This window comes from Bacillus sp. T2.9-1 (assembly GCF_950097965.1).
GTDB lineage: Bacteria > Bacillota > Bacilli > Bacillales > Cytobacillaceae > Niallia > Niallia hominis.
Map to the genome: position 1 here is coordinate 1 of NZ_CATNHG010000084.1, position 16,626 is coordinate 16,626.

Consider the following 16,626-nt stretch of genomic DNA (forward strand, 5'->3'; position numbering starts at 1 on the left):
TCAATATTTTCCAGTAAATGGTTTAATATCTTACTGGGTTTCTTAAGTATTGTCTTTTTTAGGTATTGGTTGGCTTACAATTTCCAATTCCTTAGATTTTGGTACTTGACATATTACCGCAGGACTTTTGTTATTTTTACGGTTTTGATAGTGAAAATGTGAACATTTTGTTAAACATGTTAAAAACAGTGAAAAAGATGTATTTAAAATCTTGCTTTTATGTTGACAGACTTTTATCATAAAAGATGTATTTAAAATATTACTTTAAAAGAAGGTTATAAAAATGCTATCACAAAAAACAATGGAGATTATTAAATCTACTGTACCAGTATTACAAGTCCATGGTACACAAATAACTACTGTTTTCTACAAAAATATGTTTTCGGCTCATCCTGAACTTCTGAATATTTTCAACCATGCTAATCAAGCAAAGGGACGTCAACAAACCGCTCTCGCTAATACCGTATTAGCAGCAGCACAAAATATTGATCGACTCGAGACCATTATACCAGTTGTCAAACAAATCGCCCACAAACACCGCAGTTTAATGATTAAAGCAGAGCATTATCCAATTGTTGGTGAATTTCTATTAAAAGCAATCAAGGAAGTTCTAGGGGATGCTGCTACTGATGAGATTATCCAAGCTTGGGCTGATGCATATGGTGCAATTGCACAAGTATTTATTGATATTGAAAAACAAATGTATGAAGAAAGTGCTACTAAAAGTGGTGGTTGGTCTGATTATAAGGAATTTAAAATTATCAAAAAGGTAAAAGAAAGTGATGTGATTACTTCCTTTTACCTAGCTCCAGCAGACGGAAGCTCTTTACCAGCCTATGAAGCAGGTCAATATATTACAATCCGTTTATCAATTCCTGGAGAGAAATTCTTATTTAATCGCCAATATAGCTTATCAAGTGCAAGTAATAAAGAATATTTCCGAATCTCTGTCAAAAAAGAAGCGTCAGTAGAAAATCCGGATGGAAAAGTATCTAATTATCTACATAGTGATATAAATGTAGATGATACGTTAGAAGTTACTGTACCTGCTGGCGATTTTACGCTAATAAAAGAAGAAAGCCCTATTGTTTTTATCAGTGGTGGTGTTGGTATTACACCATTTATGAGTATGGTAGCAACAATTGCCGAAGAGCAGCCAAATAGAAAGGTAAACTTTATCCATTCTGCAAGAAACGGCGCTATCCAAGCATTTAATGAGGAGTTAATCAGTATAAAAGATAGAATCACTAACTTCCAGCTTTCTTATATTTACGAAAATCCAACAGAGAAGGATAAATTAAATCCTTTCTTTAAGAAGGCTGGCTACATTGACTCAGAATGGCTAAAAGAAAGTGCAATCGTTGCAGAAGGGGATTACTATGTTTGTGGACCAGTTCCATTTTTACAGACAGTAGTAAAAGGCTTGAAAGACAATGGTATCGATGATGCGCATATTCATTATGAATTCTTTGGACCATCATTAAAATTATAAGCTAGTTCATATAAAAGCGAATGTGTTTTAATTAAAAACGCAAAAAAGGAAAGCCGAGTTTTTTTCACAACTAGCTTTCCTTTTCTATTAATGAATATCCCGTTTTTTAAAGTTTCCGCCCTTTACTTCTGAAACATCGTAAATAGCGACAAACGCTTTAGGATCTAATTCATGTATTATTTCCTTCATTTTTCTTTCTTCCATGCGGCTGACTACACAGGTGATTTCTTTAAATTGTTCGTTAGAATATCCGCCTTCCGCAAGCGTATAGGTAGCACTACGTCCTAAGCGATCACGAATCGTTTCTACCATTATTTCCGGCTCTTCTGTAATAATTTTAAATGTCTTTGATCCACTTAAACCTTCTTCTACAATATGGATTACTTTAGAGGCAATGAAGTATGCGATAGCGGATAAAATAGCTCCTTGGAGGCCAAATACCGTAGACACGAAAATAAAAACAAACATATTTAAAAATAAGATTAAATCACTTGTTCCAAATGGTAATTTTCTTGAAAGCAATACAGCTAACATATCAATTCCATCTAATGCCCCACCGTTACGTAAGGCTAAACCCATTCCAAAACCGATGATAATCCCACCAACAACCGTTATCAGAAGGGTATCTCCTTCAATTATTGTTGGAACATGATGCATTAAACTTGTACTGACAGCTAAAGATAGTATGCCGATAACGGAATATACAGCAAAACTTTTCCCTATCTGTTTATATCCTAAAAATATAAAGGGAATATTTAATATTCCAATTAAAATCCCGAGGGGAAATCCAGTTAACTGAGAACCAACGATACTTAAACCTGTAACTCCTCCATCAGAGACTGCATTTGGAATAAGGACTGCTTCTAGTCCATACCCTGTGATAATTCCACCAATTATCACTAATAGTGCTCGTGAAGCCATAAGAAGCTTCTTTTGTTTTTTCTGTGTTTTCTTCTGCAATTTACTTTCCTCGTTTCAAACTATTTAAATAATCAGCTTATTTAGCTTATATTTTACCATAATTACTATTATTAAACGACTAAAGGAAATTCACTCCCTATTCAATACTTCTCCACAAATAAAGGGAAGCATAGCTTAAATATGGATGCCATTTTGGAAGCATTGCCTCCATTTCCTCTTTTGTTGGTTTTTGTTCTAATTTTAAGAGTTTCTTGATGGCATTTTGAATACCGATATCTGCTAGGGGAAAAAGATTATTTCTCCCTAAACCAAATAGCAATACATTCTGAATTGTCCATTGACCAATACCCCGATAACGTAGGAGTTCTGCCATAATTTCTTCATCCGACTTTTCATATAGGCTGTCTATATGTAAATTACCTTTCTGAATTTCTTTTGATAGATCTATAATATACTCTGCTTTTCTCGTACTAAATGAAAGGGCTCGCAATTCTTCCACGGTCAATCTTGCTACCGTTTCAGGCAATGGATAAAACCAAACACCATTTTTTTCAATCCCAAAAGTAGTAACAAATCTTTGTGTTAAAGTAAATGCGAATTTAAGGTTCAGCTGTTGATGAATGATACATTTCACAAGACTATTATATGGGTGAAAATCCAACACAATTGGCGTGCCATAATGCTCTTCAAAAATTTGCTTTAAATTTGTTTTTTGAAAATGTTCATGAATGGCTTGCAAGGATACATCCCATCTGAAAATTCTACAGATTTCTCTCTTAATGAGCTCATGTATGGATGTGTCCACCTCATCAAGCTCTACCAGAAAGGTTGGGTTATCCGTTGTTCCAGTTGCTTGTACTTTCACTACAATCGGTTTTTTATGTATACGAATTGGTACTTTGACCCATCTTTCTTCCTTGTTCAGGACATGCAATGGGTCCAATGCTAGCCGACTTAATACCAAATCAAAATTATATGGTCCTGGAATGTTAATTGTATGCAAATAGCATCACCTGTTCTCATTTTACTTTTATTATAGCATAATTAGAGGTGTACAAATCCATTGAAAAGCCCAAATGGAGGGGAGCTCTATTCGGGCGGGGAAACACTATTTAATGGAATATTCCTTCATCCATTTCTCTTTTCATTGTTAAATCATCTAAGCTTTTAAACGTATAGCCTCTTTTTTTCAAGTCCTTAATTGCTTGTTCCAATGCATCTGCATTATCTTTCGAGACAGTATGAAGCAATAAAATACAGCCCGGATGAACTTGTTTCATAATATTATCATAGCTATATTGCCAGCCTTTTTGCTGATCTGTCTTCCAATCCACAAAAGCAAGGGACCAGAATACTTGCGTGTAGCCAAGTTCTTTCGCAAGCTTTAATGTTCTCTCACTAAAAATCCCACGGGGAGGTCGTAAATAGGTCATCCCTTTTTTCCCTGTTAGTGCCTCTGTCTCTGTTACCACTGATTCAAGCTCCTGTTTTAGCTTTTCATCACTTACTTGTGTAAAATCTGGGTGATGGTAAGAATGGTTGCCAATAATATGTCCTTCTGCTGCCATTCTTTTTACAAGATCAGGAGCACTTTTCAAATAATGACCTGTTACAAAAAAGGTTGCTGGCACTTTTTCCTTTTTTAATATATCTAGTATCTTACCTGTATAACCATTTTCATAACCATTATCAAAGGTTAAGTAAAGTACCTTCTTTTCGCTTGTATCTTTATAGTAAGCACCATATTTTTCAAGTAATTCATCTAATTCTTTTCCCGCTTCTGCCGGCTGCTCATTTACCCCTTTTTTAAATCCCCAGCTTAGCGGTTTATTGGATACATTCGCTAAAACAGGAAGTGACATGAAACAAAGAGCAGAAAAGAAAATAAACGTTTTGATGGCCAATTTCAATGAAATTCCTCCTTTGCCTTACATTCCTTTTGTTATTTTCTGTAGGCTGGAGGAATTCATTCTTGGTAATAAAAAACAACGAAATGGTAGAGAAAAAACAGCTAATATACAGCCGTTTTTCTCAAAATTTATTTATATACACGCTCTTTAAATTGTGCTAATTTTTCTAAGGAAGACATTTCAATATCTTTATGCAGTGAATTGCCATGGGCATCCATAGTAACTACGGCTTTAAATCCTTCTACCTTTAAATGCCACATTGCTTCTGGTATGCCAAATTGCATAAGATCTACCCCTTCTACTGACTTGATGCAATCTGCATAGTATTGAGCCGCTCCTCCAATGGCATTTAAATAGACGCCGCCATGTTCTTCTAACGCCTTTAATGTTTTTGCCCCCATACCGCCTTTTCCGATAACGGCTCGTATGCCAAATTTTTTCATGATGTCCCCTTGATAAGGCTCTTCTCGAATACTCGTTGTCGGTCCAGCTGCTTTAACCTGCCAATTTCCATCCTTATCTTTTAGCATTACTGGTCCACAATGGTATATAATTTGCCCATTTAAATCAATTGGCGCATCATTTGTACTTAAATACTTATGAATAGCATCTCTGCCTGTATACATCATGCCCGTAATTTCAACTACGTCTCCAACTTTCAATTGACGGATAGCCTCTTCACTGATTGGTGCCTGGAGTGTAATAACTTCCTCTGTAGCAGCTGCTTCATCCTGCTCATCAGCTTCTGCCTTAAAGTTAATTTTATCCCCTTCTTGGTATTGCCATTCCTTGATTTCACCTGTATCAGGACTTACAGAAATCGCTAATCTGCGGAATGCCCAGCAATTATAAGCAACAGATACAAAGAAACTTGCAGGAATCCGGTTCATCACACCAATTTTACAGCCTAAAAGTGTTGTTTCCCCGCCAAATCCCATTGTACCTATCCCTAATTTATTGGCATTTTCCATTATATAGTCTTCAAGTTCTGCTAATTCTGGAATATCGTTTGTATCATCTACTGAGCGAAAAAGCTGTTCCTTCGCTAAATCATAGCCAGCAGAGCGGTCTCCACCAATTCCCACACCAATGAAACCAGCACTGCATCCTTGCCCTTGTGCCTGATAAATAGAATGTAGAATACATTTACGGATTCCGTCTAAATCGCGTCCAGCTCTACCTAAACCTTCTAATTCACTAGGAAGACTGTATTGAATATTTTTATTTTCACAGCCGCCACCTTTTAAAATTAAACGAATATCGATATAATCCTTTTCCCATTGTTCAAACTTAATGACAGGTGTACCTGCCCCTAAATTATTTCCACTGTTCTCCCCTGTAAGAGAATCAACAGAATTCGGTCTAAGCTTACCATTTTTTGTGGCAAGCTCCATGCTTTCGTATATAGCTGCTTTTATTTCCAGCTGATTGACAGCAATTGGTGTCTTAATTTTAAAAGTTGGCAACCCTGTATCCTGGCATATAGGTGAGACTTCCTTATCTGCCATACCAATGTTTTGCGTAATCGTTGCTAAGCTCATCGCAGAACGCGTTCCAGCATTTTCTGACGCTGTAGCTTTCGCAATTGCCCGTCGTACATCTTTCGGAAGATTGGTCGATGTTTCTACAATTAAATCGTAAATGCTCTTCTTAAGATTTTCAAAATACATGCTTCTCCCCCTCATTTGAAAAATGCAAGGAATCCTTGCAAATTTTATTATTGCATTCAAATAACTCCCTATTAAAAATTATACTCTTCTCTCCTTCGTTAGAGAAGTGATTTGCAATCGTTTACAGAAATATCCCAAAAATCTCTATTAAAAATGCTTGGATGAATTTTTCACCCAAGCAGCTCTTTATTACATATCTCTATGTTTAAATTCATTACATTTCGATTCAATTTCGTCTATCATTTCAATTAAACGATCAATATCTTCTAATTCTGCTTCTTCTGGATCAATCGCATCTAGTACATCCATAAACATATTTAATCTTGTCTTTAAAAAAGTAACTTGCTCATTTTTATCATTAATAGAACTCCCCAATGTATTCTCTCCTTTCAAAACTTCCTAATAATCGTATCGAATTTTCTCCAATTCGGCAACCTTCCTTATTATAGCTTTACACATGTGTTATCTTTTTACCCCCTTATTCCATTGTTTTACTAGTTGACTGCAATTGAAATAACGACTAAAAGGAGCATCTAGCAATACAATCTAGATGCTCCTTTCCCCATATACGCTATTCCATGTTGCCTTATGAAAGTACCGTATCTGTTTTCATCACTTCTCTATCTGCTGTAGCAGGAAGCTGTGGCTTTTCTTCTAAATCGGATGATTCAATAATTTGATCTTTTGTCATGATGATTTTTTTTGTAATCCGTTTATACTGGTTCATTGTTTGAAAATAAAGCTGTTTGAAATCATCTGAAATCTCTTTTAAATCCTTTGATCGTTCTTTTAAGGTAGATTGAATCTGCTTGTACAATCCTTGGGTCTCTGTCGCAATTTCCTTTATTGTATCAGCAGAAATACTCATTCTATCCTTACAATTACTCTTGAACTCATCAGGATTTTCTTTATAGCTTTGAACAAAACGAGTGCCTGTGTCCTTAACATGTTCTACCTTCTGGATTGTTCTTCTTCTTGTGGCTGGATCAATAAGAGAAACCGTGACACCAATGACACTTCCAATTACTAAGCCTGTTACTATTTTATTTCCTTGCTTTGTTGCATTAGACATATCATCCATCTCCCTTCTTCTCATTATTCGTTTCTTTTCCCCTACAAGCAGCATTTAAAACAAGGATGTTTTCTAAAAAATTGTTGTTTTTTTAATAGTAGGAAAAATAAAGAAGCCGGAATACACGTAGACTCTAGTGGAATCAACACGAACCCCACGGAAAGTGAATCTACTCCGGCTGAGGGCGATAGGAGCAAACTTTACGAAAAAAGGGCCTAAAACAAAAACATTTGACAGATAGGATTTTTCCTTTAATAATGACAAGGGGCCAGATGGCAAGATAATGATAAAAATCGCATTCTATACCTTAATTGCACATAGATATAGTTTAACTATTTTTTTAAAGGAGCTTAAAATGATTACAGAAAAAAATATAATTACTCCAAGCATTGACCCTTGGGAAGCTTATATGGATATGGAGCAGCATGGAAAATTAACTTTATCCAATATTGAATTCACCACAACCACCTTATGTAATATGCGCTGTGAACATTGCGCTGTTGGTTATACGCTTCAGCCCAAAGATCCGAATGCCTTGCCAATTGATTTATTGCTGAAAAAACTGGATGAAATTCCTCATTTGCGTTCCCTTAGTATTACAGGCGGAGAACCAATGATGAGTAGAAAATCTGTGGAAAATTATGTCGTGCCGCTTTTTAAATATGCACACAGTCGTGGCGTAAAGACACAGTTGAATTCCAATCTAACACTAGGACTTGATCGTTATGAACCTGTAATTCCTTACTTAGATGTATTGCATATCTCCCACAACTGGGGAACAGAAGAGGAATTTGCAGAACGCGGATTTGCCATGATGGCACGCAAGCCAACGTATGAGCAAAGAGGTAAACTATTTAACAACATTATTACAAACAGTAGAGCATTAGTAGAAGCAGGCGTCGTTGTTTCGGCAGAGACGATGCTTAATAAACGTACCCTCCCATATTTAGAGCATATCCACCGACAAATTGTCGAAGAAATGAAATGTCAAAGGCACGAGATTCACCCAATGTACCCATCAGATTTTGCTTCTGCTCTAGAAACTTTGTCATTAAATGAAATTAGAGACAGCATCAACCATCTTTTAGATATTCGTGATGAAAATGTGTGGATGCTATTTGGTACACTTCCATTTTATCCTTGTAACAAGAAGGAAGAAGACTTACAGCTCTTAAATCGCCTCTATTCCAGTAAAAATGTAACGGTCCGCAATGATCCAGACGGTCGTTCTCGCTTAAATGTAAATATTTTTACCGGCGACGTTATTGTGACAGACTTCGGCGATACGCCAGCACTTGGAAATATCCAACAAGATAATTTAGAGGATATTTTTCAAAAATGGCTGTCTACTGATTTAGCCAGCTCATTAAATTGCCATTGCCCTGCTGTCAAATGCCTCGGTCCAAACGTACTTGTAAAAAATAGCTATTATCAAGATGTTGATTTTACTACGAGAAAAGCATTAATTAGTAGATAAAGGAAATCAGTGCTCATTTTTGAAAGAATGGGCACTTTTTTAATTAGTTTTGAGTATGTAACAGCTTTTTGAAAACTACTCTCTGCTCTTCCTGTTGCTTTTTTTGCGTTCTTCCTCCATCAAAACTACTTCCCCCCCACCATTCATTCCAAAATCTCCCCCCCCATAAAAAAAGACTGACAACCAATAGTCAGCCTTTTCTTTCCCTATTTATTTCGGTCTTTCGCTCGCCAAAAATCCAAAGGAAACATGATCCTGTACTGGAATCCATGCACCAATTCCTTGAGAAGTTACATTCTTAACGACTATTGATTTCTTGCTTCCTTTAAGCATGATATAAACTTCTCCATATGTCACTTTCCCTTTTTCATTGACAGCAGGAGCATATCCATATAAATATCCCAGTCTTTTAGGAGGAATATTATAAACTTGATCCTTCTTAGTCCCTGTACCAATTACTGTTTCAAAAGCAAGAGATAATCCTGAATTCTGTGTTGCTTTCACAAGCATCATTTTCTTTACTTGCTCCGCATTAGGCACCTTGGCAGTTAATCCACCTCTTATTGTTTTCTGTGATTCTTGTACATAATGGATTTGATATGGGGACTTGCCACCACGGTTATCGTAAAAATTAGTATTTATTTTTTGATACTCCCAATTCGGTGCTGTCTCTGTTGATTCATAGTTAAGGGGCCATTGTCCTAAATATACAATCGCTTTATAGCCGAGAGCAAATGGCGTACTATTCACCGTGGACTCATTCAGCATCCGGATTAAATCTGGATTGTCGATTTTCACCTTAGAAGAATTAATAAGTTTTTGCGTTAATTCACTAGGCTGTAGCTTAGGCACATCCTGAGTCGGATTAGGATACGTATTTTCCTTTGTTATATTCATAACAGAATTGGGTATGGTAATAATTTTGGATTTCGATAGACTTTCCTCTTTTTCTTTCTCTTTTGCTTTTTCCGCATAAGTTAACATTGGAAGCATTAAGAAAAAAGATAAAAGCACAATCATAATTTTCTTATACATAGCAAGTGAACTCCCTTCAAATAATCATCCATAACTATGATTATTTTTTTCGGAGTTCGCCTAGATTATCCATTATTACATTATTTTTTTTCTAACTTCTATTTCACTACAAATTTCCCTGTTAATTTTGAGCAATAATGATGGAAAAATTGGATGGAAGGACCGAGTCCAAAAGCAATAATGAGGGTACCAAGTCCAATTGGGCCATTTACTAAAAAGGCTAACAATAACGCAAGTATTTCTCCAATTAACTTGGCTGTCATAAGATTTACGCCAAATCTTTCTTGAATAGTAACCATAAAATGATCGATTGGATTTAATGGAAATTCCGATTGTAAATAGAGAGCTATGCCTAAACCAATAATAATTAATCCTGTAATAAGTAAAAGTAATTGGCTCGCAAATATAAAATAATGAAGCTGATTGACGAGATGTGCCATCCAGAAATCAACAAAAAAACCTAAAATAAATACCGTTGCAAGTGATAATAAATTGGGCTTTTTGCGTAAAAGAAAAGCATTAACGAATATAAGGACGATTCCTACAATAACAATCCAGCTTCCTATAGTAAGTCCCACTAGATGAGATAGTCCTACATTGAGTGCATCCCAAGGACCTGCTCCTAGGTTTGCCTTAATAGTCAACGTAGCCCCAAATGCTAATATAAAAAGCCCACCAACATAGATAGTGCTTCGAAAAAACCATGACATTCCCCTTTTTACTCCTTCCTCATACATGCTTTTATCGTTACTTTCATACATATGCATAAGAAATAAGAAACTTGTCCAAAATTCGCAAAATAAAATAATCAGAATATTTACATTTCTCTATTTTCACGGTATAATAAAGGCATCAAATAAAAGGAGGGTAGCTATTAGGATCGCTTGTATTTTAGTAAAGGAGGAAAATAAAAACCTTTGAATATTCATCAATCAGAATTTTATTCAACAATAAAAGGAAAAGAGGTTGGTGATCCGATGGAAGCGACATGATAGATTCCCTATACATCATTTAAATCTACAAATACTTAAAAAAGACTAATATGTATAAATAAGAGGTGAAATTTACACAAGAAAGCCTAGCTGCTGTAAAGAAAGCGGCTAGGCCTCGTTATTTCTCCTACTTTAAAGCAAATAAAATCCTATTCCCATAATCGCATAAGCAGCTAATAATGTTGCTCCCTCAAACCAGTTCGTTTCTCCGTCATTCGAAATACTCACCATTAATAACACCGCTGTTACCATACTAATAAGTTCTGGCAGGGTAAATACTAGTGACATTCCGCTCGGGAAAAATAAAGAGATCAGCACTAATAATGGAGCAACAAACATGGCAATTTGCAGCGTCGATCCTATTGCGATTTCCACAGCAATATCCATTTTGTTCTTATAAGCCATTACAACCGCTGAAGCATGTTCTGCTGCATTTCCAACGATAGCAACAATGATAATTCCGATAAATAACTCTGACCATCCAAAGGACTCTGCTACTACTTCAAAGGTATGTACTAAGTTTTCTGACACATAAGCAACAGCAAGTGTTGCGATTGCTAAAATGGTGATGCTTTTTTTCACAGACCATTCTGGAGTTTCCTCATGACCATGCTCCGTTTCACCATTCTTTTCAACTTGATAAACTCCACGATGGGTTACAAGTTTAAAGAATAATGCACCTAAATATAATAAAATCAAAATAATAGCTATTCCAATACTCAAAGAAAGTGTTTTTCCTTCATTCATATTCATCGTAAATACTTCTGGAATAACAAATGCAACGATTACCGCAAAAATTAATAGACCAGAATTGTGACGAGCGTCAAAAACGTTAAATTGCTGTCTCTTATACTTTAATCCCCCGATAAAGAAGGACAAGCCTGCTACAAGCAATAAATTCCCTAAAACGGATCCAGTTAAGGATGCCAACACTACTTCTGTTAAACCTTCACGTAATGCAAATATAGCAATGATTAATTCTACTGCATTACCAAAGGTTGCATTTAATAATCCGCCAATTCGAGGACCAGCAACAATCGCTAAGCTTTCTGTCGCTCTTCCCATAAAACTAGATAAAGCAATAATTGTAAGACAGTAAATAACAAACATAACAATGCTTGACCAATGGAGTAACGTACCAATAATCGATAATGGAACCCCAATAAAAGCTGCAATCGTAAATATTTTATTAACCATTTTTTCGCTTCCTTTCTTCTATCACTTTCATATAATTTCCCATCTAACTGGTGGCTAAACTTATTATACAGCTACTTTGCCCAAATATAACCAATTCTCTTGAAAATGTTTCTTCCTTTCTTTTCACAATTACCTTTCTTATTCCCCAAAAAAAATCTATTGCAATCCTGTTCAATCCCATTTAACATCTTTTAGGGAGACTAAATATTAACAACAGGTAAATCATGGGGAGAATAATATGAACAGTAAAAAATTTGCAGTACTAATTAGCATTGTCAGTATTTCTGGATTTAGTCAAGGAATGCTGCTTCCATTAATAGCAGTCATTTTTGAAAATGATGGTCTTTCTTCTAGTTTAAATGGCTTAAATGCAGTGGGACTCTATATAGGGATTCTTCTGATTTCTCCGTTTATGGAATATCCATTGCGTAAATATGGCTATAAACCTGTAATTGTTTTCGGCGGCTTGATTGTCATCCTTTCATTAGCCCTTTTTCCACTATGGAAGACCTTTTGGTTTTGGTTCCTCCTTCGTTTATGTATCGGAATTGGTGACCACGCCCTTCATTTCGCTACACAAACTTGGATAACGACAGCATCACCTATAGAAAAACGGGGACGAAATATTTCTCTATATGGGGTTTTCTTTGGTATAGGATTCGCAGTGGGACCATTATTAACACCTTTAATCAAAATTAATGAATCCCTTCCTTTCATTCTTTCATCCATTATGTGCTTTATCGCATGGATCTTTATTTTATGGATTAAAAATGATTTTCCAGAGCAAACGGTAGAAACTAATTCCTTTATCGATACGATGAAACGCTTTTCCAGTGCTCTGAAGTATGCCTGGATTGCCTTTCTTCCACCGCTTGCCTATGGATTTTTGGAATCAAGCTTAAATTCAAGTTTTCCAGTGTATGGTTTGAGAATCGAATTGACAGTTGTCCAAATTTCGTTTTTACTTACTGCCTTTTCCATCGGTGCAATAGTCTTTCAGCTTCCTTTAGGAATGATTAGCGATAAGTTCGGTAGAAGACAGACACTTATAACCATTTTATTTATCGGCACTGTCTGCTTTTCTTTTGCCAGCATCCTGGAGACTTATTTAATCGGTTTAATTATCTGTCTTTTCCTTGCTGGAATGGCAGTCGGCTCTACCTTTTCTTTAGGAATTAGCTATATGACTGACTTAGTTCCATCCAATCTACTGCCTACTGGAAATCTTCTATGCGGTATGGCCTTTAGTGTCGGTAGTTTAATTGGCCCTTATTTAGGAGGAGTATTTATTCAATATTTCCAGCATATTAGCTATTTTGTAGTGATAGCTACCATCTTATTAGCTGTTTGCTTGGTGATTTTTATCTTTGGAAAAAAAGAAAGAAAAAACCATCGTTTGGCAGAAGCAAAATGATGTTCAGCACATACGATATATGGTAGGATAAAGACATACAACTAAATATCAAAGAATTATTTCTATTTGTTTTTTCTGCTGTCACCTTTTTAGGTGGCAGCTTTCGTGTTTTTTAAGGGTATTGAACTTGATTCTCTCTCTCAATAAGAGATAAAGAAATCAAAAATATTTAGTTATTTAAAGGAGGAAATGAAAATGTCCACAGAAACTGAATTAAAATCCTTCGTACAATCAACTTTAGAAGTGAAGCCATCTTTATTTGCAAAGCTAGCTCCCCATCTCGAACTTATTGCTGCTGGGACAAGTGGAATTTTTATTTTGATAGGATGGATCTTAAACCACTTGGATTATTCGCATCTATCTATCGCTTTATACTTGCTCGCTTTTGTGATTGGTGGTTATGCCAAAGCAAAGGAAGGTATCGAAGAGACAATTGCAAATAAAGAATTAAATGTGGAAATGTTGATGATCTTTGCAGCGATTGGCTCATGTCTTATCGGCTATTGGGCAGAAGGAGCCATACTAATCTTTATCTTTGCTGTAAGCGGTGCGTTAGAAACATATACAATGAATAAAAGCAACAAGGAAATATCTGCGCTCATGAATTTACAGCCTGAGGAAGCAGTAAAAATACAGCCTGATGGTCGCGAAGAAATAGTTCCTGTTTCCTCTCTTACCGTCTCAGACACTATTTTAATTAAGCCAGGTGAAAGAATCCCGGTTGATGGTAAAATTGTGAAAGGAACAACTGCCATAGATGAAGCAGCCATTACAGGCGAATCGATACCGTTAACGAAGGAAATAAATGATGAGGTGTTTGCAGGTACGGTAAATTTAAGTGGATCTATTACTGTGATACTTACAAAACATGCAGATGAAACACTATTCCAAAAGATTATTACATTAATTCAATCTGCTCAAAGTGAGAAATCGCCTTCTCAAGCATTTATCGAAAAGTTTGAGGGGGCCTATGTCAAAATAGTGTTGTCAATTGTTGTCCTGCTTATGTTCCTTCCCCATTTTTTTCTAGGTTGGTCTTGGAATGAAACGTTCTACCGAGCAATGATTTTCTTAGTTGTAGCATCACCTTGTGCATTAGTGGCAAGTATTATGCCAGCTACCCTTGCTGCGATATCAAACGGAGCAAGAGCAGGAATCCTTTTTAAAGGTGGAGTTCATCTGGAAAATCTTGCCCATGTAAAAGCGATTGCTTTTGATAAAACAGGAACGTTAACAAAAGGTATGCCTGTCGTAACAAATGTGATTGTTCATGACGAATATTCAGAAAAAGAAATTATCCAATTAACAGCTAGCATTGAAAGCCATTCGAACCACCCTTTAGCAAAAGCAATTGTTCGATACGCTGAGCAGAAATATAAAGAACCGTTAAAACAGCCTGAAAGCATTCAGGATAATTCCGGCTGGGGTGTTACTGCAAAGATGGATAATGCAGAATGGAAAATCGGGAAAGCCGCTTTTGTTGGAGAAAAAGAAGCGAAAAATTTCCAGAATGAAATATTTAATCAGTTATCAGAAGAAGGAAAAACCGCTGTATTTGTCCAGCGAAATGACGAAATAATAGCGTTGATTGCCTTAAAGGATATAGTCCGAAAAGAGTCGAAAAAAGCAATTGAACACTTAAAGCAAAACGGTATTTATACTGTTATGATTACAGGAGATAGCGAAAAAACCGCCAAAGCCATTTCCAAAGAAAGCAATGTTAATGAATATATTGCTGAATGCCTACCAGAAAAGAAGGTAACTTCCATTAAAGAGTTGAAAGAGAAATATGGTATCGTTGCAATGGTAGGAGATGGAATTAATGATGCGCCAGCGCTTGCAACAGCAAATGTAGGGATTGCGATGGGAGAAGGAACAGATGTTGCCTTAGAGACCGCAGATGTCGTATTAATGAAAAATGATTTACCACGTATTGCAGAAGCGATTCATCTATCCAAACGAATGAATCGAATTATTAAACAGAATATTATCTTCTCTATCTCTGTTATCATGCTTCTTATCGTTTCGAACTTCTTACAAGTCGTTGCCCTTCCTTTTGGAGTGATTGGACATGAAGGAAGTACAATCTTGGTTATTTTGAATAGCTTGCGGTTGTTAAAAAGTTAATACAAACAGCTCTAAAGAGACGAATTTCAATATGGATTCGATGGAGCGAAATTCATCAGAACGATACCCTTAAGGCTCTTCTTATAATACTTTAAAGAAAAGTTCCGCCTGTTAATCTAAAAGAACTCCCATCATAGTGAATACTATAATGGGAGTTCTTTTAGTTAGTGATAGCCGTTTTGCCCGTTGGCAGATCCAGATGTTTTATGCTTCGGCTTGCTTTTTCCTTTTTGTTTAGTACCGCCATCTTTTTTTGTATGCTTTGTCATTCTAAGTTCCCCCTTATTTAATGTTTTCCCCTCTAATAGTTTGTTCCGATTGCCTCCTTTTATAAAGGTAAAAAACGGATACCATTAACAAGGCTCTTTCTTTCTCTCGGTGAAGTAGGCATTAATTTCGCCACCTAATATAATGATGATTCCTGTTATATAAAACCAAATCATTAGAACAATAATCGTTCCAATACTTCCATATGTCGCCGAATAATTACTAAAGTTACCTACATAATAGGAAAACGCTAAAGAAGCAAGAACCCAACCAATCGCTGCGAAAATGGCTCCAGGAATAGCAGAAATACATCTAAGTTTCTTATTGGGAGCAATCCAATAAAGAGCAAGAAACACAATAAATAAAATGATTGGAGAAGCAAGAAACCTTAATGTATTCCACATCGATAAGAATTCTTCTGTTAAGTCAAATTGGGAAAATAAAAACATCCCTATTTGTTCTCCAAACACAGGTAACAGTAAGGCTACAACCACTACTGCTATCATCCCAAGTGTCAGCAAAATAGACATTCCTCTTGCAACAATAAAAGATCTAGTTTCTTCGACATCATAGGCTTTATTTAGTGCCTTTACGATAGCATTTAATCCATTAGAAGCAGACCATATTGTTGCAATAATCCCGAATGATAAAAGACTAACATTTCTACTCAACACTTGATCGATATTTGTTTCAATCGTATCCATGATATCTCCAGGTGCAAAACCATCGACTACTCCTAATAAGTCTTCCTTTGATATCGGTAGATAGGGTAGGAGCGTCATAACAAAAATAAGTAACGGAAAAATAGATAAGAGAAAATAATAGGATAACTGTGCTGCAAGATCAAATACACTATCTTGTTGGATTTTCTTGATGAGAACCTTTATAAATGGAATGACCTCTCCCATACAAAATCACCGTCCTAACAGTTCTTTTATGTATGTCTATTGCCCTTTACAGCCCTATTAAAACATATGGCACTGATAAAAAAAGGCATCTATTAAGGAGAAAAGGAAGAAAAACTGGGCAAACATACAGGCCTAAATGATAGA

14 protein-coding genes are annotated in these 16,626 nt (G+C 36.0%); 4 read left to right on the forward strand and 10 right to left on the reverse strand.

Annotated features, from left to right (window positions below; translation table 11 throughout):
• Positions 1 to 283: 283 nt before the first annotated feature.
• The gene (gene hmpA / locus QQZ16_RS09400) at positions 284 to 1,492 is read left to right on the forward strand and encodes an NO-inducible flavohemoprotein (RefSeq protein WP_031537449.1); all 1,209 of its coding nucleotides are present in this window, start codon (positions 284 to 286) and stop codon (positions 1,490 to 1,492) included.
• Positions 1,493 to 1,579: 87 nt separating this feature from the next.
• On the opposite strand, the gene QQZ16_RS09405 is transcribed toward hmpA, so the two are convergent.
• From QQZ16_RS09405 to QQZ16_RS09430, 6 genes are all read right to left on the reverse strand, one after another.
• Positions 1,580 to 2,413, reverse strand: coding sequence for a YitT family protein (locus tag QQZ16_RS09405; protein WP_048718026.1), 834 nt, complete (start codon positions 2,411 to 2,413; stop codon positions 1,580 to 1,582).
• A gap of 136 nt (positions 2,414 to 2,549) precedes the next feature.
• On the reverse strand, positions 2,550 to 3,416 hold the full coding sequence (locus tag QQZ16_RS09410; RefSeq protein WP_031537446.1) for a DNA-3-methyladenine glycosylase family protein: 867 nt from the start codon (positions 3,414 to 3,416) through the stop codon (positions 2,550 to 2,552).
• Positions 3,417 to 3,525: 109 nt separating this feature from the next.
• Positions 3,526 to 4,275: a delta-lactam-biosynthetic de-N-acetylase gene (gene pdaA, locus QQZ16_RS09415; RefSeq protein ID WP_081836630.1), complete on the reverse strand. Its 750-nt coding sequence runs from the start codon at positions 4,273 to 4,275 to the stop codon at positions 3,526 to 3,528.
• A 176-nt stretch (positions 4,276 to 4,451) separates the two neighbouring features.
• Entirely contained in the window at positions 4,452 to 5,993 is a 1,542-nt protein-coding gene (locus QQZ16_RS09420) for a fumarate hydratase (RefSeq protein ID WP_109769032.1), read from the reverse strand.
• A gap of 189 nt (positions 5,994 to 6,182) precedes the next feature.
• Positions 6,183 to 6,368 (reverse strand): SE1561 family protein, encoded by a 186-nt coding sequence (locus tag QQZ16_RS09425; protein ID WP_031537442.1) that lies wholly within the window; start codon positions 6,366 to 6,368, stop codon positions 6,183 to 6,185.
• A gap of 211 nt (positions 6,369 to 6,579) precedes the next feature.
• On the reverse strand, positions 6,580 to 7,065 hold the full coding sequence (locus QQZ16_RS09430) for a YtxH domain-containing protein (RefSeq protein WP_155986745.1): 486 nt from the start codon (positions 7,063 to 7,065) through the stop codon (positions 6,580 to 6,582).
• A 355-nt stretch (positions 7,066 to 7,420) separates the two neighbouring features.
• On the opposite strand from QQZ16_RS09430, the gene yfkAB reads away from it, so the two are divergent.
• Complete coding sequence (gene yfkAB, locus QQZ16_RS09435) at positions 7,421 to 8,542, forward strand: radical SAM/CxCxxxxC motif protein YfkAB (RefSeq protein WP_048718025.1); 1,122 nt, start codon at positions 7,421 to 7,423, stop codon at positions 8,540 to 8,542.
• 210 nt (positions 8,543 to 8,752) lie between these two features.
• Here the strand turns inward: yfkAB and QQZ16_RS09440 are convergent, their stop codons facing one another.
• The 3 genes from QQZ16_RS09440 to cax form a co-directional block, all read right to left on the reverse strand.
• Complete coding sequence (locus QQZ16_RS09440; protein WP_048717963.1) at positions 8,753 to 9,577, reverse strand: YfkD famly protein; 825 nt, start codon at positions 9,575 to 9,577, stop codon at positions 8,753 to 8,755.
• A gap of 98 nt (positions 9,578 to 9,675) precedes the next feature.
• Positions 9,676 to 10,287 (reverse strand): YczE/YyaS/YitT family protein, encoded by a 612-nt coding sequence (locus tag QQZ16_RS09445; RefSeq protein ID WP_048717961.1) that lies wholly within the window; start codon positions 10,285 to 10,287, stop codon positions 9,676 to 9,678.
• 414 nt (positions 10,288 to 10,701) lie between these two features.
• Complete coding sequence (cax, locus tag QQZ16_RS09450) at positions 10,702 to 11,766, reverse strand: calcium/proton exchanger (RefSeq protein ID WP_048717959.1); 1,065 nt, start codon at positions 11,764 to 11,766, stop codon at positions 10,702 to 10,704.
• A gap of 238 nt (positions 11,767 to 12,004) precedes the next feature.
• Between cax and QQZ16_RS09455 the strand changes: the two genes are divergently transcribed.
• Both QQZ16_RS09455 and QQZ16_RS09460 read left to right on the forward strand, forming a co-directional pair.
• A complete protein-coding gene (locus QQZ16_RS09455) occupies positions 12,005 to 13,180 on the forward strand; it encodes an MFS transporter (RefSeq protein ID WP_048717958.1) in 1,176 nt (391 codons plus the stop codon).
• Between the two features lie 195 nt (positions 13,181 to 13,375).
• Entirely contained in the window at positions 13,376 to 15,307 is a 1,932-nt protein-coding gene (locus tag QQZ16_RS09460; RefSeq protein WP_284561310.1) for a heavy metal translocating P-type ATPase, read from the forward strand.
• A 353-nt stretch (positions 15,308 to 15,660) separates the two neighbouring features.
• Here QQZ16_RS09460 and QQZ16_RS09465 read toward each other — a convergent pair whose 3' ends face one another.
• On the reverse strand, positions 15,661 to 16,482 hold the full coding sequence (locus QQZ16_RS09465) for a YihY/virulence factor BrkB family protein (protein WP_109769033.1): 822 nt from the start codon (positions 16,480 to 16,482) through the stop codon (positions 15,661 to 15,663).
• Positions 16,483 to 16,626: the final 144 nt, after the last annotated feature.

Bases quoted from the DNA above. Each gene is read 5' to 3' on its own strand.
- hmpA (WP_031537449.1), top strand. From the start codon at position 284: ATGCTATCACAAAAAACAATGGAGATTATTAAATCTACTGTACCAGTA.
- QQZ16_RS09405 (WP_048718026.1), bottom strand. From the start codon at position 2,413: ATGGCTTCACGAGCACTATTAGTGATAATTGGTGGAATTATCACAGGG.
- pdaA (WP_081836630.1), bottom strand. From the start codon at position 4,275: ATGTCACTTCCTGTTTTAGCGAATGTATCCAATAAACCGCTAAGCTGG.
- QQZ16_RS09420 (WP_109769032.1), bottom strand. From the start codon at position 5,993: ATGTATTTTGAAAATCTTAAGAAGAGCATTTACGATTTAATTGTAGAA.
- QQZ16_RS09430 (WP_155986745.1), bottom strand. From the start codon at position 7,065: ATGTCTAATGCAACAAAGCAAGGAAATAAAATAGTAACAGGCTTAGTA.
- yfkAB (WP_048718025.1), top strand. From the start codon at position 7,421: ATGATTACAGAAAAAAATATAATTACTCCAAGCATTGACCCTTGGGAA.
- QQZ16_RS09440 (WP_048717963.1), bottom strand. From the start codon at position 9,577: ATGTATAAGAAAATTATGATTGTGCTTTTATCTTTTTTCTTAATGCTT.
- QQZ16_RS09445 (WP_048717961.1), bottom strand. From the start codon at position 10,287: ATGTCATGGTTTTTTCGAAGCACTATCTATGTTGGTGGGCTTTTTATA.
- cax (WP_048717959.1), bottom strand. From the start codon at position 11,766: ATGGTTAATAAAATATTTACGATTGCAGCTTTTATTGGGGTTCCATTA.
- QQZ16_RS09455 (WP_048717958.1), top strand. From the start codon at position 12,005: ATGAACAGTAAAAAATTTGCAGTACTAATTAGCATTGTCAGTATTTCT.
- QQZ16_RS09460 (WP_284561310.1), top strand. From the start codon at position 13,376: ATGTCCACAGAAACTGAATTAAAATCCTTCGTACAATCAACTTTAGAA.
- QQZ16_RS09465 (WP_109769033.1), bottom strand. From the start codon at position 16,482: ATGGGAGAGGTCATTCCATTTATAAAGGTTCTCATCAAGAAAATCCAA.